At 69.5% G+C, this 20,619-nt stretch carries 18 protein-coding genes; 14 read left to right on the forward strand and 4 right to left on the reverse strand.

What is annotated here, in order from left to right; all coding sequences use genetic code 11:
• The first annotated feature begins 15 nt into the window (after nt 1-15).
• Both HDC36_RS19000 and HDC36_RS19005 read left to right on the forward strand, forming a co-directional pair.
• Nucleotides 16-1,197 carry a GGDEF domain-containing protein gene (locus HDC36_RS19000; protein WP_179570382.1) on the forward strand — a complete coding sequence of 394 codons (1,182 nt, stop codon included), beginning with the start codon at nt 16-18 and terminating at the stop codon, nt 1,195-1,197.
• An 84-nt stretch (nt 1,198-1,281) separates the two neighbouring features.
• A complete protein-coding gene (locus HDC36_RS19005; RefSeq protein WP_179570384.1) occupies nt 1,282-1,848 on the forward strand; it encodes a hypothetical protein in 567 nt (188 codons plus the stop codon).
• Between the two features lie 216 nt (nt 1,849-2,064).
• Here HDC36_RS19005 and HDC36_RS19010 read toward each other — a convergent pair whose 3' ends face one another.
• On the reverse strand, nt 2,065-3,573 hold the full coding sequence (locus HDC36_RS19010; protein ID WP_255432830.1) for a carboxylesterase/lipase family protein: 1,509 nt from the start codon (nt 3,571-3,573) through the stop codon (nt 2,065-2,067).
• 333 nt (nt 3,574-3,906) lie between these two features.
• Nucleotides 3,907-5,040: an alpha/beta hydrolase gene (locus HDC36_RS19015; RefSeq protein ID WP_255432816.1), complete on the reverse strand. Its 1,134-nt coding sequence runs from the start codon at nt 5,038-5,040 to the stop codon at nt 3,907-3,909.
• A 275-nt stretch (nt 5,041-5,315) separates the two neighbouring features.
• Here HDC36_RS19015 and HDC36_RS19020 point away from each other — a divergent pair, with 275 nt between their 5' ends.
• From HDC36_RS19020 to HDC36_RS19065, 10 genes are all read left to right on the forward strand, one after another.
• Nucleotides 5,316-6,140, forward strand: coding sequence for a 2-keto-4-pentenoate hydratase (locus tag HDC36_RS19020; RefSeq protein ID WP_179570388.1), 825 nt, complete (start codon nt 5,316-5,318; stop codon nt 6,138-6,140).
• A gap of 36 nt (nt 6,141-6,176) precedes the next feature.
• Nucleotides 6,177-7,169, forward strand: coding sequence for a TRAP transporter substrate-binding protein (locus tag HDC36_RS19025; RefSeq protein ID WP_179570390.1), 993 nt, complete (start codon nt 6,177-6,179; stop codon nt 7,167-7,169).
• A 10-nt stretch (nt 7,170-7,179) separates the two neighbouring features.
• Nucleotides 7,180-7,698, forward strand: a complete 519-nt coding sequence (locus HDC36_RS19030; protein ID WP_179570392.1) for a TRAP transporter small permease — start codon at nt 7,180-7,182, stop codon at nt 7,696-7,698.
• 3 nt (nt 7,699-7,701) lie between these two features.
• Nucleotides 7,702-8,985 carry a TRAP transporter large permease gene (locus HDC36_RS19035; RefSeq protein ID WP_179570394.1) on the forward strand — a complete coding sequence of 428 codons (1,284 nt, stop codon included), beginning with the start codon at nt 7,702-7,704 and terminating at the stop codon, nt 8,983-8,985.
• 50 nt (nt 8,986-9,035) lie between these two features.
• Nucleotides 9,036-10,616: a family 43 glycosylhydrolase gene (locus HDC36_RS19040; protein ID WP_179570396.1), complete on the forward strand. Its 1,581-nt coding sequence runs from the start codon at nt 9,036-9,038 to the stop codon at nt 10,614-10,616.
• A 47-nt stretch (nt 10,617-10,663) separates the two neighbouring features.
• The gene (locus tag HDC36_RS19045; protein WP_179570398.1) at nt 10,664-11,722 is read left to right on the forward strand and encodes a LacI family DNA-binding transcriptional regulator; all 1,059 of its coding nucleotides are present in this window, start codon (nt 10,664-10,666) and stop codon (nt 11,720-11,722) included.
• Between the two features lie 366 nt (nt 11,723-12,088).
• A complete protein-coding gene (gene kduI / locus HDC36_RS19050; RefSeq protein WP_179570400.1) occupies nt 12,089-12,943 on the forward strand; it encodes a 5-dehydro-4-deoxy-D-glucuronate isomerase in 855 nt (284 codons plus the stop codon).
• Nucleotides 12,944-13,009: 66 nt separating this feature from the next.
• The gene (gene kduD, locus HDC36_RS19055; protein WP_179570402.1) at nt 13,010-13,765 is read left to right on the forward strand and encodes a 2-dehydro-3-deoxy-D-gluconate 5-dehydrogenase KduD; all 756 of its coding nucleotides are present in this window, start codon (nt 13,010-13,012) and stop codon (nt 13,763-13,765) included.
• A gap of 194 nt (nt 13,766-13,959) precedes the next feature.
• Nucleotides 13,960-14,616 (forward strand): RpiB/LacA/LacB family sugar-phosphate isomerase, encoded by a 657-nt coding sequence (locus HDC36_RS19060; protein WP_179570404.1) that lies wholly within the window; start codon nt 13,960-13,962, stop codon nt 14,614-14,616.
• A gap of 149 nt (nt 14,617-14,765) precedes the next feature.
• Nucleotides 14,766-15,905 carry a GDSL-type esterase/lipase family protein gene (locus tag HDC36_RS19065; protein ID WP_179570406.1) on the forward strand — a complete coding sequence of 380 codons (1,140 nt, stop codon included), beginning with the start codon at nt 14,766-14,768 and terminating at the stop codon, nt 15,903-15,905.
• 57 nt (nt 15,906-15,962) lie between these two features.
• Here HDC36_RS19065 and HDC36_RS19070 read toward each other — a convergent pair whose 3' ends face one another.
• Both HDC36_RS19070 and phhA read right to left on the reverse strand, forming a co-directional pair.
• Nucleotides 15,963-16,415: a hypothetical protein gene (locus HDC36_RS19070; protein WP_179570408.1), complete on the reverse strand. Its 453-nt coding sequence runs from the start codon at nt 16,413-16,415 to the stop codon at nt 15,963-15,965.
• 70 nt (nt 16,416-16,485) lie between these two features.
• Nucleotides 16,486-17,376, reverse strand: coding sequence for a phenylalanine 4-monooxygenase (gene phhA, locus HDC36_RS19075; RefSeq protein ID WP_179570410.1), 891 nt, complete (start codon nt 17,374-17,376; stop codon nt 16,486-16,488).
• 128 nt (nt 17,377-17,504) lie between these two features.
• On the opposite strand from phhA, the gene HDC36_RS19080 reads away from it, so the two are divergent.
• Both HDC36_RS19080 and HDC36_RS19085 read left to right on the forward strand, forming a co-directional pair.
• Nucleotides 17,505-17,984, forward strand: coding sequence for an Lrp/AsnC family transcriptional regulator (locus HDC36_RS19080; RefSeq protein ID WP_179570412.1), 480 nt, complete (start codon nt 17,505-17,507; stop codon nt 17,982-17,984).
• A gap of 261 nt (nt 17,985-18,245) precedes the next feature.
• Nucleotides 18,246-20,441: a TonB-dependent siderophore receptor gene (locus HDC36_RS19085; protein WP_179570414.1), complete on the forward strand. Its 2,196-nt coding sequence runs from the start codon at nt 18,246-18,248 to the stop codon at nt 20,439-20,441.
• The last annotated feature ends 178 nt before the right edge of the window (nt 20,442-20,619 follow it).

Raw genomic sequence — 20,619 nt, forward strand, 5'->3', positions numbered from 1 at the left:
CGTACAGGGGATTGCATGCACCAACGCTACGAAGGACCGCCCGACGCTCCGTCCGGCGAGGCCTACGCCAGGCAGTTGCGTAGCGGCTTCGCCGCATTGCGCTTCGATCCGCCGCTGGAGCTGGCGTATCGCCGCTATACCGCATCGACGATGGGTTTCGCGCAGCGCGTGGCGGCCTCGCTCGGGGTGCTGATCGCGCTGGCGTTGCTGGCCTGGGACGCGTTGCATTTCGGCTGGACCGGCAGCACCGGGCTGGTCGGCTACGCGGTGGCGGTGCGCGCGGCCACCTTGCTGGCGTTGCTGTGGGTGGCGGTGGCGATCCATCGCGCGCATGCGCACGGGCCGGGCCGGGCGGCGCTGTTGCTGCTGGTCGGCGGCACCGGGCTGGTGCTGTCGAGCATCGGCTATCCGCCGCAGGAACTGCGCTATGCCGCCGCGGTGATGACCCTGGTGATCGTCGCCGGTTTCTTTCCGCTGGGCCTGGCGCTGTGGCAGAGCGTGGCGGTGGCGCTGACCCTGTGCGCGATCAGCGCCGCGGCCGCGCATCTGCTGCTGGACGGCGCCGCGCAGGCCGGCTACCTGCGGCTGCAATGGTTGCTGTGGGCGGCGGTGCCGATCGGCGCGGTCGGCGGCTATCTGCGCGAGCATTCGCGTCGCGAGGGCTTTCTGCAGCGGCGGGTGCGCGACGACGAAGCCTTGCGCGATGCGCTCACCGGCCTGGGCGACCGCCGCCGCTTCGACGAACACCTGGCGGTGGCGCTGGCCGAGACCCGGCGCCTGCAGCGCGGACTGGCGTTGATCCTGGTCGAACTGGATGGATATGCCGCCTTCGTGCAGCGCTACGGCCCGCGCGAGGCCGACCGCGCCGTGGTGGACGTGGCCGAGGTACTGCAATGCCTGCTGCGGCCGATGGACGTGACCATGCGCATCGACGATGGCCGCTTCGCGCTGGTGCTGTACGACGCCAGCGGCGCGCACCTGCGCCAGGTGGCGCCGGCGCTGCGCGACATGGTCGAGCTGCTGGCGATCGCGCATGCCGACATGGCCAACGAACAGCTCGGCGTCAGCGTCGGCGCGCTGCTTGCCGCGCCTGACGACACCGCCGCCATGCTGATGCAACGCGCCGAAGCGCTGCTGCAGCGCGCGCGCATCGGCGGCGGCAACCAGGTGGTGCTGGCCGAGGACACGGGTTGGTGACAGCGCCGGCGCCGGCGCGGGTCGGATGCGCAGTGCGATGCTGGCCGCGAACGCTTGTGGTCTTTTGCGGAATGGAGGCTTTGCATGCATCTGCGCGACATCGTGCTGGTCCTTGTGATCGTGGCGGCGGCAGCGGTGCAGGGATGCGTCGCGCTGGATCTGCTCCCGCCCAACCCCGTTTCCAAGGCCATCGAACGCAGCGACGATGCCGGCCGCCTGCGCGAGACGATGCGGCAGCCCGGACTCGACGATGCGGTGACGCGCGTGCGTCGGATGGAGCACGCCTGCAAGCCACCCGATGAACTGATGCAGCGCGATTACGCGTATTTCTATGTGGCCGAGGTCGCGAAGATTCCCGATGCGTTCTGGGCCGGCAAGGCGGCGCAGCGCCACTGGCAGCGCGGACCGGCGCATGGCGCCGTGCAGAAGGACGCATTGCGCACGGCGATCGGGTTCAACGATTCGCCGGACTGCCCGTGGCTTCCCACGCAGGCGGACATGGATTCGTCGCGCTTCATGCTGGCGTTCCTGCGCATCGCGTCGAGCGACGGAGGGACCGAGGATCCTTCCTGGCAGGAAGTCGACGAGGTCAGCATGCTGGCCTACGACACCCGGACCTCCAAGCTCTACTACCTTTCTGCCAGCTTGTGAGTGCGATGGTGTGCGGCTTCCACGGAATGTCCTGCACGTTGTAGGAGCGGCTTCAGCCGCGACAGGCTTTTCCGGTAACGCCCGTCGCGGCTGAAGCCGCGCCTACAGGGCGTGGCGCGATCTCGAGCGAAGACGCGCTGGCGAATGCGATCGGAAGCAGCTAGCCGTCACCAAGCTCGGATGGCATGCGCGCGTCGGCGGGCGTCCTGCACCACCTCAGAACGTCCCGCGCTGCACGAACGGCACCTGCTGGTAGAGGCGCCGTTCGCCGCCGCGCGGGTCGTGCGCCAGGCGGCTGTCCGCATCGAACAGCATGGTCTCGCGCCGGGCCAGCGAATACGGTTCCCAGCGCGGCAGTCCGGCGTGGTTGGGATCGCCGTGGCGGGCGAAGGCGAGCAGCGCTTCGCTCATCGCATCGGCCACGCGCTGCGCGTCGGCGCCGTCGCCGGTGCGCGAACCGGGCTGGCGAATGTTGTCGAACACCAGCGGGATGTCGAGGGTGTGGAACGCGCCGAACTTGCCGCCGTCCAGCGGCGAGCCCCAATCGAGTTGGTAGGCCCAGGTCGGCGCGCCCTGCCGCGCGCGCGCTTCGGCTTCCTCGATCGCGCCGCGCCACGAGCGCCCGGCGGTGGTCGCGGCGAAGAACACCTCGCTCGGCGTGTAGTGCGGATACAGCCGCCGGTATTCGGCGATCACCACCTGCGGCAGCAGATCCACGAATTGCTCCTGCTCCAGTCTGGCCGGCAGCGTGTCCCAAGTCAGCGCGAAGTTGGCCGGATCGTTGCCGAGGAAGGCGCGGGTCTCGTCGTGGGTGTTGCCGATCACCATCGGGATCCGCGCCGACTGCGGCGGCGCATCCGGCCAGAAGGGGTGCCGGTGCAGCACCTGTGCATCCAGCACCGGGCCCAGGTACAGAGACGTGTTCTCCACCCGCGACGGATCGCGCGTGCGCGTGGCCTCGAGCAGGCGTTGCATCGGCAGCGTGCGCAGCGCCGCCAGTTGCGTGGCATCGAGCTGCAAGGCCTGCAGCAGCAACTGCGCGCGCTGCGTGGCCGCGCGCGGCCCGGCGGCGGTGACCTGCTGGCCGCTCATGGTCCACGCGCGGTGGAACAGCCCCTGCGCGGCCGGCATCGCCATCAGCGTGGCGATCTTGGCGCCGCCGCCGGATTGGCCGAACACGGTGACGTTGCCGGCGTCGCCGCCGAACTCGGCCGCATGCGCGCGCACCCAGTGCAGCGCCTGCACCAGGTCGAGCTGGCCGACATTGCCTGACGCGGCGAACGCGGCGCCGCCCAGCTGCGCCAGGTACAGGTAGCCGAAGGCGTTGAGGCGATGGTTGACGCTGATCACCACTGCGTCGCCGCGCCGGCACAGTCGCGCGCCGTCGTACTGCGGATCGCTGCCGGAGCCGTTGTTGTAGGCGCCGCCGTGGATGTAGAACAGGATCGGACGCTTGGCGCCGTCGCGCAGGGCGGGCGTCCACACGTTGAGGAACAGGCAGTCCTCGCTGACCGGGTCGAGCTTGAGCTGCGGTGCGGAGGCGGCGTAGCCGCTGCAATCGCGCACGCCGCGCCAGGGCTGTTCCTGCAGCGCCGGCTGGAAGCGGCGCGACGCGGTGTCGGCGCCATAGGGAATGCCCTTGAACACCTGTACGCCCTGCTCGCGGTAGCCGCGGATGCGGCCGCTGCGGGTGCGCGCCAGCGGCGCGTCCGGATCGTTGGGCATGGGCGCGGCGCCGGCGCTGCCGCCAGGCAAGGCGCCGCTCAACGCCAGTGCGCCGAGCGCGCTGCCGTGCAGGAAGCGGCGCCGGCCGTGGTCGTCGGGTGCGGTGGACGCGGTGGCGGCAAGGTCGGCAGGCGGGATGGCGGCGGGTGGGGTCATGCGTGGCGGAGTCCGTGGGCAAACGCCGCCGGCCATGGGTTCGGGCTGGCAGCGGAAATGGTCGGGTGGATGCGGCGCGGCACGCCTATGTCGAGCGCCGCGCAAGACGGCCCGATGCGGGCGGCGTTCGGGCGCGGGGTCATGGCGGCGTGGTGCATGGCGATGCGGCAGCGCCGGCTACTGCTTCGGCGCGGCAGGCGGGATCGGTGCCAGCGCGGCCGGATCGCCCTGCACGCTGCGCATCCACTCCAGCGCCTGGGTCGGCCATGCGGCCAGCGGCAGGCCGGCGATGCCGCGGGTGCCGAAGCCATGGCCGCCGTGCGCGAACAGGTGCAGTTCCGCCGGCACGCCGGCCTGGCGCAGCGCCTGGTAGAACAGCAGGCTGTTCTCCACCGGCACCACCCGGTCGTCCTGCGCGTGCACCAGGAACGTCGGCGGCATCGCCGGTGTCACGCGGTTCTGCAGCGAATAGGCTGCCATCGTGGCGGCATCGGGATGGCGGCCGAGCAGCCGCAGGCGCGACCCGGTATGCGCCGCGGTGCCGCTGCCCATGTCGATGACCGGGTACAGCAGCAGCAGGAAGTCCGGCCGCGCGCTGAGCCGGTCGATCGCATCGCGCGCCGGAGAGACGCGTTCGTCGTAGCGGGTGCCGAGGCTGGCAGCGACATGCCCGCCGGCGGAGAAGCCGATCGCGCCGACCCGGTGCGGGTCCACGCCGTAGTCGGCGGCGCGCGCGCGGACCAGGCGCAGCGCGCGCTGCGCGTCGGCCAGCGGCAGGTCGCGTTGCGCCGCGGCGTCGGCGCCCGCCGCTTCCGCATCAGGCAGCCGATAGCGCAGCACGAACAGGGTGATGCCTGCCTGTTCGGCGAAGATCGGCAGCAAGGCGCTGCCTTCCTTGTCCAGCACGATGCGCGCGTAGCCGCCGCCGGGCGCCACCAGCAGCGCGCTGCCGTTCGGCGTCTTCGGCCGGTACACCACCAGGTAGGGCTGGTAGCGGCCGCTGATGGCGCGGTCGGGCAGCGCCGGGTCGTCGCTGCGGTCGACGATGCGCGCCTGGTCGGGGCCGGGCACGGAGCCTGGCGCCGGATCCGGCCACAGCGGGATGCGCGCCGCTTGCTCGGCCGCGGTTTCGCTGCTCGGGTGCTCGGCGGCGAGCGCGGGGCCGGCGAGCGCCAGTGCCAGCAAAACGCCCAGTGCGCCCTGCCGGCGCTGGCGCCACGCCAGCGCCAGCGCGCCGGCCGCCTGCCTCAGGATCGGCCGCGAGGCCCGGCGCTGCCGGCCGGTGTCGTCGGCAGCATCCGCCAGCGCCATGCCAGCGCCTCCCGTTGTCGTCGTGTTCCGCATCCGTCGCCCTCCCAGGTCAAGGATGTGCAGCTAATCCGCTCGCACGGCGCCGCGCAAGCGACGGGTTCTTGCAGAAGGGATCGGGTCGCAGCGCTTCAGCGAATTCCCACTCCCGAATCCCCAATCCCGGCTTTTTGCCGCACCGCACATTGCCAATGACACCGGTTTACCATATACAACTGCGCAACGCGCTGTCGATGAGCGGCGCAGCAATTCTTTCGATCCCCCACATTCTTGCGGAGATGCCCTTGAGCACTCATTCCGGTCCTTCGGACACGCCACCGCCCGCGTTGGCCGACATCGCGGCCCGCTTCGTCCAGGCCCGCCAGCAGGGCCGTTCGCTGCCCGATTTCCCCGGGATCATCCCCGACGACCTGGAAACCGCCTACCGCGTGCAGGACCTGGCGATCGCGCAATGGCCGGACCGCGTGGTCGGCTGGAAGGTCGGCTACATCGCCGCCGAGCGCCGCGACCACTCCGGCGACGAGCGCCTGCTCGGCCCGATCTTCGCCCGCAACCTCTGGAATGCTACCGGTGGAACAACGGACATTCCGGTGTTCGACGGCGGCTTCGGCGCGGTCGAGGCCGAGTACGTGATGCGGCTGGACGCGGACGTGCCGGCCGACCAGTTGCACTGGACGCCGGAGCAGGCCGCGCAGGTGCCGTCCACGCTGTTCATCGGTGTGGAAGTGGCCAGCAGCCCGCTGGCCACGATCAACCAGCTGGGGCCGCGCGTGGTGATTTCCGACTTCGGCAACAACAACGGCCTGATCCTGGGGCCGCAGGTCGCCGACTGGACCACGCTGGACGAGGCCGCGCTGCTGGCGGAAACCTTGATCGAGGGCCAGCGCGTCGGCAGCGGCGGTGCCACCCTGTTGCCGGGCGGGCTGCGCACTGCGTTTGCGTTCGCGCTGGCGCGTTCGGCGCGGCGCGGCCGGCCGCTCAAGCGCGGCGAGCTGATCGCCACCGGCAATGCCACCGGCATCCACGACATCGCCATCGGCCAGCACGCGACGATCCGTTTCGACGGCTATGGCGAACTTCATTGCAGGGCGGTCGCGGCCTGAGCCGCGGCATGCCGACGACGCGCGGGAGGGCGCAGCATGATCACTCGTAGAGGTTTCCTGGGCGCAGGGTTGGCCGCGGCGGCGGCGGCCCCGCTGGGCACGCTGGCCCAGGCCGGCGGCGGCAGCCAGCTGCTCACCGCCACCGACGTGCACGTGGCCGACTACCCCACCGTGGAGGCGGTGCGCTGGTTCGGGCAGACCCTGGAACGGCAGACCGGCGGGCGGCTGAAGCTGCGCCAGTACCACTCCGGCCAGCTCGGCCGCGAAGCGGAAGCGATCGACATGGCCCGCTTCGGCGCCATCGACATCACCCGCGTCTACTCCGGCGCGCTCAACAACACCTTCCCGCTGACCCAGGCGCTGTGCCTGCCATACGTGTTCGACTCGGTGCCGCACCTGCGCCGCGCGATCGACGGCCATGTCGGCGACAGCATCCTGGCCAGCTTCGAGCAGCGCGACCTGGTCGGCCTGGCCATCTACGATTCCGGCGCGCGCTGCTTCTACAACACCAAGCACCCGCTGCACCGTCCCGAAGACCTGCACGGCCTCAAGCTGCGCGTGGCCTCGTCGGACATCTTCCTCAAGCTGATGCGCATGCTCGGCGCCAATCCGACGCCGATGTCGCTGGGCGAGACCTTCTCGGCGATGGAGACGCACATGATCGACGGCGCCGAGAACAACATGCGCAGCTTCCAGTCCAGCCGCCATTTCGAGGCCGCGCGCTACTGGTCGCAGAGCGAGCATTCCTATGCACCGGACGTGCTGGTGATGTCGCAGCGCAGCTTCCAGGCGCTGTCGCCGGGCGACCGTGCGCTGGTGGTGGAGACCGCGCGGCAATCGGTGGCGGTGATGCGCAAGCTGTGGGATGCGTCCGAGGCGCAGGCGCGCCAGGAAGTGCTCGACTACGGCGTGGCGGTCAACGAGGTGGACATGCCCGCCTTCCGCAAGGCCGCCGCGCCGCTGCTGGCCGAATACCGGCGGCAGCCGGAGATCGAAGCCCTGTACCGCCGCATCCGTGATTTCGCCTGAGGCCATGCCGATGACCGACCACGCCATTGCCGTCCCGGTGGCGCCGCTGCAGCGGCTGCTGGACCGGATTTCCAACCTCGCCATCGGCATCGCCGCCGCCGCCCTGCTCGGGCTGGTGGTGGTGCAGGGCTGGCAGGTGTTCACCCGCTACGTGCTCAACGATTCGCCGAGCTGGACCGAGCCGGTGACGCTGCTGCTGCTGAGCACCGCGATGAGCCTGGCCGCCGCCGCCGGCGTGCACACCCGGCGCCATTTCGGCTTCTTCCTGCTGGCCGAGAAGATGCACGCCCACGTGCGCCGGGCGATCGACCTGATCCGGCCGCTGATGATCGCCGCCATCGGCGCGGTGATCGCCTGGTGGGGCGGGGTGCTGTTGTTGGACGGACTGGACATCAAGATGGCCGGCGCCACGCTGCCGCAGAGCATCAACTACCTGCCGCTGTCGATCGGCGGCGCGCTGATGAGCGTGTTCGCGTTGTACCAGGCGTGGCAGGTGCTGCGTCCGGCCACCGCTGAAGGAGTGAACTGAGCCATGGCCATCGCAATCCTGCTCGGGCTGTTCGTGCTGTTGCTGTTGATCGGCGTGCCGGTCGCCTATGCGCTGGGCGCCGCGGCGCTGGCGACGCTGTTGTATCTGGATCTGCCGGCGGTGGTGCTGGTGCAGCAGATCTCCGCCGGTAGCGGCTCGGCATCGCTGATCGCGATTCCGTTGTTCATCTTCGCCGGCGAGTTGATGCTGCGCGGCGGCATCTCCGATCGCCTGATCGCGCTGGCCTCGTCGCTGGTGGGGCGCATGCGCGGCGGCCTGGGCCAGGTCAGCGTGCTGTCCTCGCTGTTCTTCGGCGGCGTGTCCGGCTCGGCCATCGCCGACGTGTCGGCGGTCGGCGGCACCATGATTCCGCAGATGATCAACCGCGGCTACGACCGCGACTACGCGGTCAACGTGAGCATGACCGCGGCGCTGGTCGCGCTGCTGGTGCCGCCCTCGCACAACCTGATCCTGTTCTCGGCCGCGGCCGGCGGCGGGCTGTCGATCGCCGATCTGTTCGCGGCCGGCATCTTCCCGGCGCTGCTGATGACCGCGGCGATGATGATCACCGGCTACGCGGTGGCGCGCCATCGCGGCTACGGCACCGAACCGTTCCCGGGCTGGCGCGCGGTGGCGCTGCGCCTGGTCGGCGCGCTGCCCGGGCTGGGCCTGGTCGCGCTGATCTTCGTCGGCATCCGCGCCGGTATCTTCACCGCGGTGGAGAGCGCGGCGATCGCGGTGGTGTACGCCTTGCTGGTCACCGCACTGCTGTATCGGCAATTGCGCTGGGCCGAGTTCTTCGCCGCGGTCACGCATGCGGCGCGCACCACCGGCGTGATCCTGTTCGTGATCGCCACCGCGGCGGTGTTCGGCTGGCTGCTGGCCTACCTGCAGGTGCCGGCGGCGGCGGTGAAGTTCCTGCAGTCGATCGCCGACGGCAAGAACACCGTGCTGCTGATGATCGTGGTGATGCTGCTGCTGCTGGGCATGTTCATGGACCTGGCGCCGAAGATCCTGATCTGCACGCCGATCTTCCTGCCGGTGGTGAAGGCCTACGGCATCGACCCGATCCATTTCGGGCTGGTGATGGTGCTGGCCGGCGGCATCGGCCTGATCACCCCGCCGATTGGCTCGGTGCTGTTCATCGGCACCTCGATCGGCCAGATCACCGTGGCCCAGAGCATGCGCACGATCTGGCCGTTCTGGCTGGCGGCGCTGTGCGTGCTGCTGATCGTGGCGTTCTTCCCGGAACTGTCGCTGTGGTTGCCGCGCGCGCTGCGCGCCTGATGCGCCGCGCCGCACGCAGCCGCTGCGGCGCGAACCAAGGAGTGCACGACATGGCTTCGCCTACAACCCCGCCTCTGCGCTGGCTGCTGCTGGCCGGCCTGCTCGCCGCCAGCGCGCTGGCCGCGGCGGCCGACTGGAAGCGCGGCATCGAACACCAGCGCATCGCCGACCAGGGCAACGGGACCTTTCTCAATCCGGTGCTGGCCGGCGACCATCCCGATCCGTCGGTGCTCAAGGACGGCGACGACTACTACCTCACCCTGTCCTCGTTCGATGCCTACCCCGGCCTGCCGATCTGGCACTCGCGCGACCTGGTCAACTGGCAGCCGCTGGGCCACGCCATCAGCGAGAACGTCGGCGCGATCTGGGCGCCGGACCTGGTCAAGCACGGCAACCGCTACTACATCTATTTCCCGGCGCGGCGCGGCGAGCAGGGCCAGCGCAGCAACTTCGTGGTCTGGGCCGACGACATCAGGGGTCCGTGGAGCGCGCCGATCGACATCGGCCTGGGCAAGTACATCGACCCCGGCCATGCGGTCGGCGAGGACGGCAAGCGCTACCTGTTCCTGAGCGGCGGCGACTACGTGCAGCTGTCCGACGACGGGTTGAAGGTCGTCGGCACGCCCAGGCATGTCTACGACGGCTGGAAGTACCCGGAAAGCTGGGACGTGGAAGCCTATGCGCAGGAAGGGCCGAAGATCACCCGCCACAACGGCTGGTACTACATGACCACCGCGGTCGGCGGCACCGCCGGTCCGCCGACCGGGCACATGGTGATCACCGCGCGCGCTCGCTCGATCCACGGGCCGTGGCGCAACGCGCCGAACAACCCGATCACCCGCACCACGAGCGCGGCCGAGCCGTGGTGGTCGCGCGGCCATGCGACCCTGGTCGAAGGCACCGACGGGCGCTGGTGGATGCTCTACCACGGCTACGAGAACGGCTACTGGACGCTGGGCCGGCAGGCGCTGCTGGACCCGATCGAGTGGACCGCCGACGGCTGGTTCGTGGCCAAGGGCGGCGATCTCGGCATGCCGCTGAAAAAGCCCAGCGGGCAGGCGCTGCCGCACGGGCTGGCGTTGTCGGACGATTTCCGCGGCGGCCGGCTCGGCCCGCAGTGGTCGTTCTTCAACCCGGGCCGCGACGAATACCAGCGGCTGTCCTTCGGCGACGGCACGCTGAGCGTGCAGGGCAAGGGCCGCGCCCCGCGCGACAGCTCGCCGCTGACCGTGATCGCGCCCGATCCCGCCTACCAGTTCGAGGTGGAGATGGAGATCGAACCCGGCGCGCAGGGCGGCGCGCTGCTGTTCTACAGCGAGCGCCTGTACGCCGGGGTGGGCAGCAACGGCGAGGCGTTCGTCATGCACCGCTACGGCGAGGAACGCCCGGCGCAGCTGGCGCCCAGCGCCAAGGGCGGCCGCCTGTGGCTGCGGGTGCGCAACGACCGCCACATCGTCACCATTCACAGCAGCCGCGACGGCACCACCTGGACCAAGTACCCGGTGCAGATGGAAGTGTCCGGCTATCACCACAACGTCGCCGGCAAGTTCCTGGCGCTGAAGCCGGCGCTGTATGCGGCCGGAAATGGAAAGGTGCATTTCCACCAATTCCGCTACCGTGCGCTGGAGTGAACATGACTACCGGTAGAATCCGTCCTCTTCCGTCCGGTTTTCCGTCCATGGCGCCGAGCAAACCCCCTTCCGCCGATGTCCACGCCTCCGTCCACGGCAAGGCCGCGACGATCAACGACATCGCGCGCCTGTCCGGGGTCTCGAAGAAAACGGTGTCGCGGATCATCAACAACTCGCCGCTGGTGCGCAAGGACACGCGCGAGAAGGTCGAGGCGCTGATGCGCGAAGTCGGCTACGCGCCGGATCCGCTGGCGCGCGGGCTGGCGTTCCGGCGCTCGTTCCTGATCGGCATGGTCTACGACAACCCGACCGCGCAGTACATCGTGGACATGCAGTACGGCGCGCTGGACGCGCTGCGCGGCTCCAGCTTCGAACTGGTGGTGCATCCCTGCGACAGCCGCAGCCCAGGCTACATCGAGGGCGTGCGCCGCTTCGTGCAGCAGCAGAAACTGCATGGCGTGATCCTGGTGCCGCGCGCCTCGGAAGACCAGGCGCTGGCCGACATGCTCGCCGGCATCGGCGTGCGCTACACCCGCATCGCCTCGCTGCCGCTGGACGAGACCTCGCAGATGGTGGTCACCCACGACCGCGACGGCGCCGCCGAAGCCGCCGACTACCTGCTGTCGCTGGGCCACCGCGAGATCGCGCTGATCACCGGTCCCAGCGCCTACCGCTCCGCGCACGAGCGCACCGCCGGCTTCATCGACGCGCTGACCCGGCGCGGCATCGAGTTGCCGCCGGAGCGCATCGTCGAGGCCGGCTACACCTTCGAATCCGGCGTGGCCGCGGCCGAGAAACTGCTGCTCGGCAAGCAGCGCCCGAGCGCGATCTTCACCGGCAACGACGAGATGGCGGCCGGCGTGTACAAGGTCGCGTTGCGCGCCGGCATCAACATCCCGCGCCAGCTGTCGATCATCGGCTACGACGACAGCCCGCTGGCCTCGCGCCTGTGGCCGTCGCTGACCTCGGTGCGCCGCCACACCCGCGACACCGGCCGCACCGCCGCGGCGATGCTGATCCAGCCCGAAGGCACCCCGGCGCTGGCGATCGCCAGCGTGCGTCCGCACCTGATCGTGCGCGACTCCTGCCAGCCGCCGGAAGACTGAGCGCGGCAACTGTCCGCTGCGCGGGCAGGTGCCCCCAAGGTTCTGCGTTGCAGAACCTTGGGCCCCGGCGCCGAGCCTGCCCAATCCCCGCGCCTTCGGCGCGCCCCCTTTACCAAAGGGGGCTTTGCTCCAGACGGGATGCGGCCACCGTCGCCAAGAAGATCGGCCTGCCCGATATGTCGCCGTGTCCTGCAGTGCCAGCGGCGCTCGGCGCCGATTGCGCTTCCAAACTCTCCGCCGCTGGCCCCGAATCCCCAATCCCGAATCCCAGCCTTTCGTGCACTGCGCAATGACACCGGTTTACCAGAGCCGCTAGAATGCCCTCATGCGGGCTGCCGCGTGTCCCTGCTTGCCCCGGAGATCCCCATGTCCCTGTACTGCAAGACCCACTACGCCACCCATCCCGACGCCATCAAGGGCGCCAGCAACGACCAGTTGCGCGAGCTGTACCTGCTCGATGGCCTGTTCGTCGCCGACGCGGTCACGCTGAAGTACACCCACTACGAGCGCTTCGTGCTCGGCGGTGCCGCACCGGTGAGCGAGCCGGTGGCGCTGCCGCAGCAGACCGAACCGGCCTCGGCCGCCGGCCACCCGTTCCTGGAGCGCCGCGAGCTGGGCGTGATCAACGTCGGCGCCGGCAGCGGCACGGTCACCGTGGACGGCACCGCCTATGCGCTGGGACCGAAGGACGGCCTGTACGTGGCGATGGGCAGCAGCGAGGTCAGCTTCGCCTCCGACGACGCGGCCAACCCGGCCCGGTTCTATCTGGCCTCGACCCCGGCGCATGCGCGCTTCGAGACCAAGCAACTGTCGATCAAGGACGCGGTGGCGCTGGACCGCGGCGCGCTGGAGACCAGCAACGAGCGCACCATCTACCAGTACATCGTGCCGGCCACCTGCCAGTCCTCGCAGCTGCTGCTGGGCCTGACCGTGCTCAAGCCGGGCAGCGTCTGGAACACCATGCCGCCGCACCTGCACGACCGCCGCAGCGAGGTCTATTTCTACTTCGACCTGGGCGCCAACGACCGCGTCTACCACTTCATGGGCGAGCCCGACGCGCAGCGCCACATCGTGATCCAGAACGACGAGGCGGTGGTGTCGCCGCCGTGGTCGATCCACATGGGCGCCGGCACCAGCAACTACGCCTTCATCTGGGCGATGGGCGGCGAGAACCTGGACTACACCGACATGCACGTGCTGGACATCTGCCAGCTCAAGTAAGCCGCCGCGCGCGCCACCTGCGCCGCCGCCCGCCACCGTATCCGCATCACTCTAGGAGCACCCGCAATGACGAATCCGTTCAGTCTCGAAGGCAAGGTCGCACTGGTCACCGGCGCCAACACCGGCCTCGGCCAGGGCATCGCGCTGGCGCTGGCGCAGGCCGGCGCCGACATCGCCGCCGCCGGCATCCAGGCGCCCACCGAGACCGAGGAAAAGGTCAAGGCGCTGGGTCGCCGCTTCGTCGCGATCGAGGCCAACCTGATCAGCATCGAGCCGGTGCAGCGCGTGCTCGACGAGACCCTGGCCGGCCTCGGCCGCCTCGACATCCTGGTCAACAACGCCGGCCTGATCCGCCGCGCCGACGCGGTGGATTTCAGCGAGCAGGACTGGGACGACGTGATGAACGTGAACATCAAGTCCGCGTTCTTCATGTCGCAGGCCGCCGGCCGCCACTTCATCGCCCAGGGCAGCGGCAAGATCATCAACATCGCCTCGATGCTGTCGTTCCAGGGCGGCATCCGCGTGCCCTCGTACACCGCCAGCAAGTCCGGCATCGCCGGCATCACCCGCCTGCTGGCGAACGAATGGGGCGCCAAGGGCCTGAACATCAACGCCATCGCGCCCGGCTACATGGCCACCGACAACACCGCGCAGCTGCGCGCCGACGCCGCGCGCAACCAGTCGATCCTGGAACGCATCCCGGCCGGGCGCTGGGGCGTGCCGGAAGACCTGGGCGGCACCGCGGTGTTCCTGGCCAGCAGTGCCTCGGACTACGTCAACGGCACCGTCATCCCGGTCGACGGCGGCTGGCTGGCGCGCTGAGCCAAGCACATACCGCCGCAGCCGACGCTCCTCCCTTCTCCCTGCGGGACCATGGCCCCCTTTTTGGGAGAAGGTGCCCGCAGGGCGGATGAGGGTCGGCCCGCACGCATACCAACCAGATGCAAATGAAGGTCGGCACCGCAGGCACCGCATCGATCACACGCAACACTCTTCCCCCGCAATCGGAGACACCCATGAAAATCGCACTAATGAACGAGTTCAGTCAGGCCGGCAAGAACCCGGTGATCCTGCAGCAGCTCACCGACGTGGCCGGCGAACAGGGCCACAGCGTGTTCAACGTCGGCATGGACGGCGACAACGATCACCGCCTGACCTACATCCACCTGGGCATCGTCGCCAGCCTGCTGCTGAATTCGAAGGCGGTCGATTTCGTCGTCGCCGGCTGCGGCACCGGCCAGGGCGCGATGATGTCGCTCAACGCCTACCCGGGCGTGTTCTGCGGCTACTGCATCGAGCCGACCGACGCCTACCTGTTCGCCCAGGTCAACAACGGCAACGCGCTGGCGCTGGCCTTCGCCAAGGGCTACGGCTGGGGCGCGGAGATCAACGTGCGCTACATCTTCGAGAAGGCCTTCAGCGGCGAACGCGGCATGGGCTATCCGGCCGAGCGCCGCGAATCGCAGCAGGCCAACGCCGGCATCCTGGCGCAGGTCAAGCAGGCCACCGCCAAGTCCTACCTGGACGGCCTGCGCGCGCTGGATCCGGAACTGGTCAAGCAGGCGGTCGGCGGCGCGCGTTTCCAGCAGTGCTTCTTCGACAACGCGCAGGACGCGGAGATCCGCGCCTTCGTCGCCGGCGTGCTGGGCAAGCCGGAAGCCGCCGCGGCCTGACCGCATCAAGCCCCTCTCCCGCGGGAGAGGGGCTGGGGGGTGAGGGCCGGCGGTTCGAGCGACCCGCACCGTGCTTCCCTACTGCCTCGCCCCGCTCGCCGTGACAGCGGCGGCGGCGCAAGCGCGGACACCGCGCACCGGAGCCCACCATGCGCCTGCTCTTGTCCGTCTTGCTGTTGCTCTGCGCAGATAGCGCCTGCGCAGCGCCGCAGCGCGTGTTCATCGCCGGCGATTCCACCGCGGCCGACTACGGCCCCGAGCGCGCGCCGCAGGCCGGCTGGGGCCAGGCGCTGCAGAGCTATCTGGATCCGGCCGCCTGGCAGGTGCGCAACCACGCCAAGGGCGGGCGCAGCGCGCGCAGCTTCATCGCCGAGGGCCGCCTCGACGCGATCGCCAAGGACCTGCGTCGCGGCGACGTGCTGCTGATCCAGTTCGGGCACAACGACGCCAAGGTCGAAGACCCCAGTCGCTACGACGATCCGCAGCAGGCCTATCCGCAGTTCCTGGCGCGCTACGTGGCGCTGGCCCGCGACAAGGGCGCCACGCCGATCCTGCTCACCCCCGCCGCGCGCCTGCTGTACGACTTCGGTTCCCTGCTCGACACCCACGGGCTGTACACCCAGGCGATGCAGCGCCTGGCCGCCGAGCAGCAGGTGGCGCTGATCGATCTCAACGCCAGCAGCAGCGCCTGGATCCGCGCGCTGGGCGAGCAGGCGGCCAGGCCGTATTTCCTGTTCGTGCCGGAACAGGGCAAGGCCGACGGCACCCATTTCAGCCACGCCGGCGCGGCCGCGGTGGCCTGCCTGGTGGTGCGCGACTGGGCGGCGTTGCAGCCGACGTTGAAGGCGCAGCTGCGCCGCGACATCGACTGCGGGATGCCGGCCGGCAGCGCGGCGGCGCCGCCGCCGCATTCGCCGGTCGCGCAATCGACGTCGTCGACATCGCAGGTGCTGCAGGAACGCGAGCTCGCCCGCACGCAACCCGGCCCGCACGGCGGGCCAGGCGAAACCACTGCCTATCCGTTCTTCGCCGACGCCCCCGGCCTGGCCTTCGTGCTGCGCAAGCGCGTGCTGCACAAGGGCGCCGGCATCGGCCTGCACCTGCACGACAAGGACGAGATCTACTACATCGTCAGCGGCCGCGGCCTGTACGCGCTGGACGGCAAGCAGTATGCCGTCGGTCCCGGCCACGCGCTGCTGACGCGGCCGGGCAGCACGCATGCGCTGCAGCAGGTGGGGGAGGAGGACCTTGTGGTGCTGCTGGCCTATCCGACGGCCACGCCGCGTTGAGTGCGAGTGTGGCGTCATCGATGCGCTGCAGGCGCCAGCGCGGGCGTGCCGTGCTCGCTAGAGGGTGTCGTTCAACAGGTCTTGCAGCACGTCCGCGTCGGCTGGATAGCTGAACTGGGCCTCGTCGGCCGGCTGGAAGTCCGGCCCGCGCAGGAAAAAGACGCGCTGCGTGCCGGTAGCGCTCCGCTGTATCACGCCAAGGCTGTAGTGCCACATCTGCCACTCGGGGACCACCAGCGTCGCCGGCACGTTGGTGGCCTCGGACGCGACGATCCGATCGATGCGCAGGCGGTAGCGGATCTGGTTTGGGCTACCGGGGCCGGTGCGCGCCTGCGGATCGGTCACCGGCTTGCCTTGTCCGTCGACCATGTCCACGGCGGTGATTGTGGCGACCAGGACGTGGTCGGTCTTGCCGAGTAACGCATCCAGCGACATCGGCACGATCGAGGTGGCCCAAGCCGGTATCGCCAACGCCAATGCCAGCAACAGCATCCACTGCTTCATCTTCATCGCATGCTCCCATGTGCGCTGTGCGCCGTCAGGTCCGTAATCCGCTAGCAACGACGGCCTTGCCACCACGCTACACGTCGCCGTCGCGGCTCCAGCCCTCGCCGGTACCGCGCTGGTAAACGCGGTCCTCGGCCTGCACGTCGCCAGCGGCGATGTGCTCCTGCCGGCTCAGCTGCGCATAGAGCGGAGTGAAGTCCGGCGCGGTCGCCTGCATCAGCTGTTCGAAGCTGTCGATGACGAAGTAGGTCTTCTGGAAGGTGTCGATGCGGTAGCGGGTGCGCATGATCCGCGCCAGGTCGAAGCCGATGCGGTTGGGCGCGGCCGATTCCAGCGCGTACAGTGATTCGCCCTTGGACGAGACGATGCCGGCACCGAAGATGCGCAGGCCGTCGGCGCTGGCGATCAGTCCGAATTCCACCGTGTACCAGTACAGGCGGGTGAGGTTCTGCAGCGCGTCCGGACCGATGCCGTGCGCCTTCACCCCGCCGCGGCCGTAGGCCTGCATGTAGTCGGCGAACAGCGGATTCATCAACAGCGGCACGTGGCCGAACAGGTCGTGGAACAGGTCCGGCTCGGCGATGTAGTCGATCTGCTCGGGGCGGCGGATCCACCAGGTCACCGGGAAGCGGCGGTTGGCCAGGTGGTCGAAGAAATCCAGTTCCGGCAGCAGGCCTTCGACCCCAACCAGGGTCCAGCCGGTGGCGGCGCCCAGCACTTCGTTGAGCTGTTCGAAGCGCGGGATCGCCTGCGGACTCATGCCCATCGCGTCCTGCGCCTGCAGGAATTCGTCGCAGGCGCGGCCGACCAGCAATTCGCGCTGGCGCTGGTACAGCGTGCCCCAGGTGGCGTGGTCGTCGGCGCTGTAGCTGTCCCACGGCTGCGCGACCACGGCGGTGGTGTAGACCGGCACGTAGCCCTTGTCGGTCTGCTGGTGTTCGACGCGGCGCGGTGCGGTGTCCATGGGCGGCGGCTCCGGAAGGGGATACCGACGATGGTAGGCGCCAGGCCACGCAATGAGCTTGCGAAGTTGCGCGATTCCAGCGGTTGCGCGCAAGATTGTTGCAGCGAACCCATGCTGCAGAGCAATAAATGACCGAATCGGCCCTGTTCGACCGCACCGACCTGCGCTTGCTGGCGCTCCTGCAACGGCAGGGCCGGGCCAGCAACGCCGACCTGGCCGCGCAGGTGAACCTGTCGCCGTCGGCCTGCCTGCGCCGGGTGCAGCGGCTGGAGGCAGACGGTGTGGTTGCCGGCTATGCCGCACGGCTGGTGCCCGGCGCGATCGGTCTGGGTCTGCAGGCGTTCGTGCGTGTGCAGCTGGAAAAGCACGGGCAAACCGGCATCGCCCATTTCGCCGACAGCGTGCAGGGCTGGGACGAGGTCGTCGCCTGCCACGCGCTGACCGGCGACATGGACTACCTGCTGCACGTGTACGTGCGCGACCTGACGCATTTCTCCGCATTCCTGCTGGACAAGCTGCTCAACGCCGCCGGCGTGGCCGACGTCAACTCCAGCTTCGTGCTGCGCACGGTCAAGGACTTCGCCGGCCTGCCGCTGCCGCGCGGCTGAGCCTGTGTCCGGGCCGCCCGGGCAACGGCGGATGCGTGCCGAAGTGTGACAGCGCTTGTTAAGTTGTTGCTAACGATTTACATTTGCGTCTACGACGGCCGCAACCGGCCAGCGCCTCCCGCTCGATCCCGCCAGCCCCGTCCTTGGGCCAGCCATGCCGGATATCCGTGCCGTGGAGCCCGTCTGCGCCCGTCCGTTTCCTCTCCCTTTCCCGGTGGTGCGCCAGCGCTGGTGCCGCCGCCCAACGACGACGCCGATTCCATGACCCGCTCCGCTCCGCGCCACCTGCTGCACCTCGCCCTGCTGTCCATCCTGTCCGCCGCCGCCGTGCCGTTGCGCGCCGCCGAGGCCGACGCCAGCCAGCCCACCACGCTGGACAAGGTCGAGGTCAACGGCAGCCCCACCCGCGCGCAGCCATCGACCACCACGCGCCTGCCGCTGACGCTGCAGGAGACGCCGCAGTCGGTCAGCGTGCTCGGGCTGCAGCGGCTGGAAGAGGAATCGCTGTTCAGCATCAACGACGTGTTGCGCAACGTCACCGGCGTCAACGTGTCCTTCTACGACACGCAGCGCCCGCTGTACTTCGCGCGCGGCTTCCAGATCACCGACTTCCAGGTCGACGGCCTGCCCACCTACAGCGGCTCCACCAACCAGGAATACGACATGGTCTTCTACGACCGGGTCGAGGTGATCCGCGGCGCCAACGGCCTGCTCAGCGGCGCGGGGATTCCCTCGGCCACGGTCAACATGCTGCGCAAGCGCCCCGGCAAGACCTTCGATGCGTCGTTCGCGGCCAGCGCCGGCAGCTGGGACTTCCGCCGCACCCAGGCCGATGTGACCGCGCCGCTTACCGACGATGGCCGCTTCCGCAGCCGCTTCGTCGCCGCCTGGCAGGACCGCGACTATTACTACGACCATTACCACGAGCAGAAGATGTCGGGCATGGCGGTGCTGGAAGGCGACCTGACCGAGTCCACCACGGTGACCGTCGGCTACCAGCGCCAGGACAACGATCCGGTCGGCTCGACCTGGGGCACGGTGCCGTACTTCGCCGCCGACGGTTCCTTCGCCGACCTGCCTAGCTCGACCAACCTGGCGCCGAAATGGGCGTACTGGAAGCGCAACACGCATACCGCCTTCGCCAATCTGGAGCAGCGCTTCGGCGAGGACTGGCTGCTGAAGGTCAACCTGGCCCGCACCGAAGGCGACGTGCGCAACCTGCGCGTGTACGGCAGCGGCTATCCGGACACGCGCGACGGCAGCGGCATCTACCTGCGCGCCGCCGCCGGCGAGACCACGGACAGGCGCGACGGCGCGGATGTATACCTGTCCGGTTCGTTCCCACTGTTCGGCCGCGACCACGACCTGGTCGTCGGCGGCAGCTGGCAGGACCTGCAGTCGACCGCCTCCACCCTGGCGCTGCGCTATCCCGGCGACTGGGCAACGTGCGGGCGCGAGCGCTGCTACTACATTCCCAACGTCTACGACTGGGACGGCGACATTTCCGAGATCACTTACGCGCGCACCGGCGCCTCGCGCGTGGCCCGCACCACCCAGCGCGGCGTGTACGCGTCCACGCGCCTGCGCCTGGCCGAGCCGCTGTCGCTGATCGCCGGTGCGCGGCTCAGTTCGTGGACGACGCGCACGCACAACTTCAACGCCAGCGGCGTCTACACCGGCAGCAGCGGGCGTTACCGGGTCAGCGACGAAGTCACGCCATACGTCGGCCTGGTCTACGCGCTCACTCCGGACATCTCGGCCTACGCCAGCTACACCGAGATCTTCAATCCGCAAAACTACAAGGACAAGGACAACAACCTGCTGGCGCCGGTGCAAGGATCCAACCGCGAAGCGGGCCTCAAGGCCACGCTGTTCGGCGGCCGCGCGCTGCTCGGCGCCGCACTGTTCGAGGCGCGCCAGGACAACTACGCGGTGCGCGACATGAGCCAGCCCGAGGCTTCGCTGCCGGACGGCAGTTCGGCCTACATCGGCATCGACGGCACCAAGAGCCGCGGCTGGGAACTGGACTTCAACGGCGAGCTGCGCCCGGGCTGGACCCTCAACGCCGGCTACACCCGCGCCAAGGTCACGCGTGCGCCCACCGACGCGATCTACGCCAACCTGCCCGAGGACTACCTGCAGCTGTCCACGCAGTTGCGCCTGCCCGGCGCCTGGCAGCGCCTGAGCATCGGCGGCGGGCTCAGCTGGCAGAGCGCGGTGCGCGGCTACAACATCCCGCGCCCGGTCGGCGACGGCAGCGGCGCCGAGACCGCGGTCACCGTGGTGCAGGACGCGTACACGCTGGTGCACCTCAACGCGAACTACCAGCTCGGCGCGCAGTGGACCGCGACGCTGGCGGTGCGCAATGCGCTGGACAAGAAGTACTGGGCCAACCTGGACTACCAGAACTACGGTGAGCCGCGCTTCGTCAGCTTCACCCTGCGCTGGCGCTACTGAGGATCGGCAAGGCGGTGGCTGTTCCTTCTCCCATCGGGAGAAGGTGGCCCGTAGGGCCGGATGAGGGTACGGGCGCAGCCTCGTGTACCCAACTCCGCGAGCCGCTTCGCGCCGAACCCTCACCCCAACCCCTCTCCCGGTGGGAGAGGGGCTAGCCGCTTGTTTCCTTCTCCCCTCG

The sequence above is a fragment of the Xanthomonas sp. JAI131 genome (genome assembly GCF_013410075.1).
GTDB lineage: Bacteria > Pseudomonadota > Gammaproteobacteria > Xanthomonadales > Xanthomonadaceae > Xanthomonas_A > Xanthomonas_A bonasiae.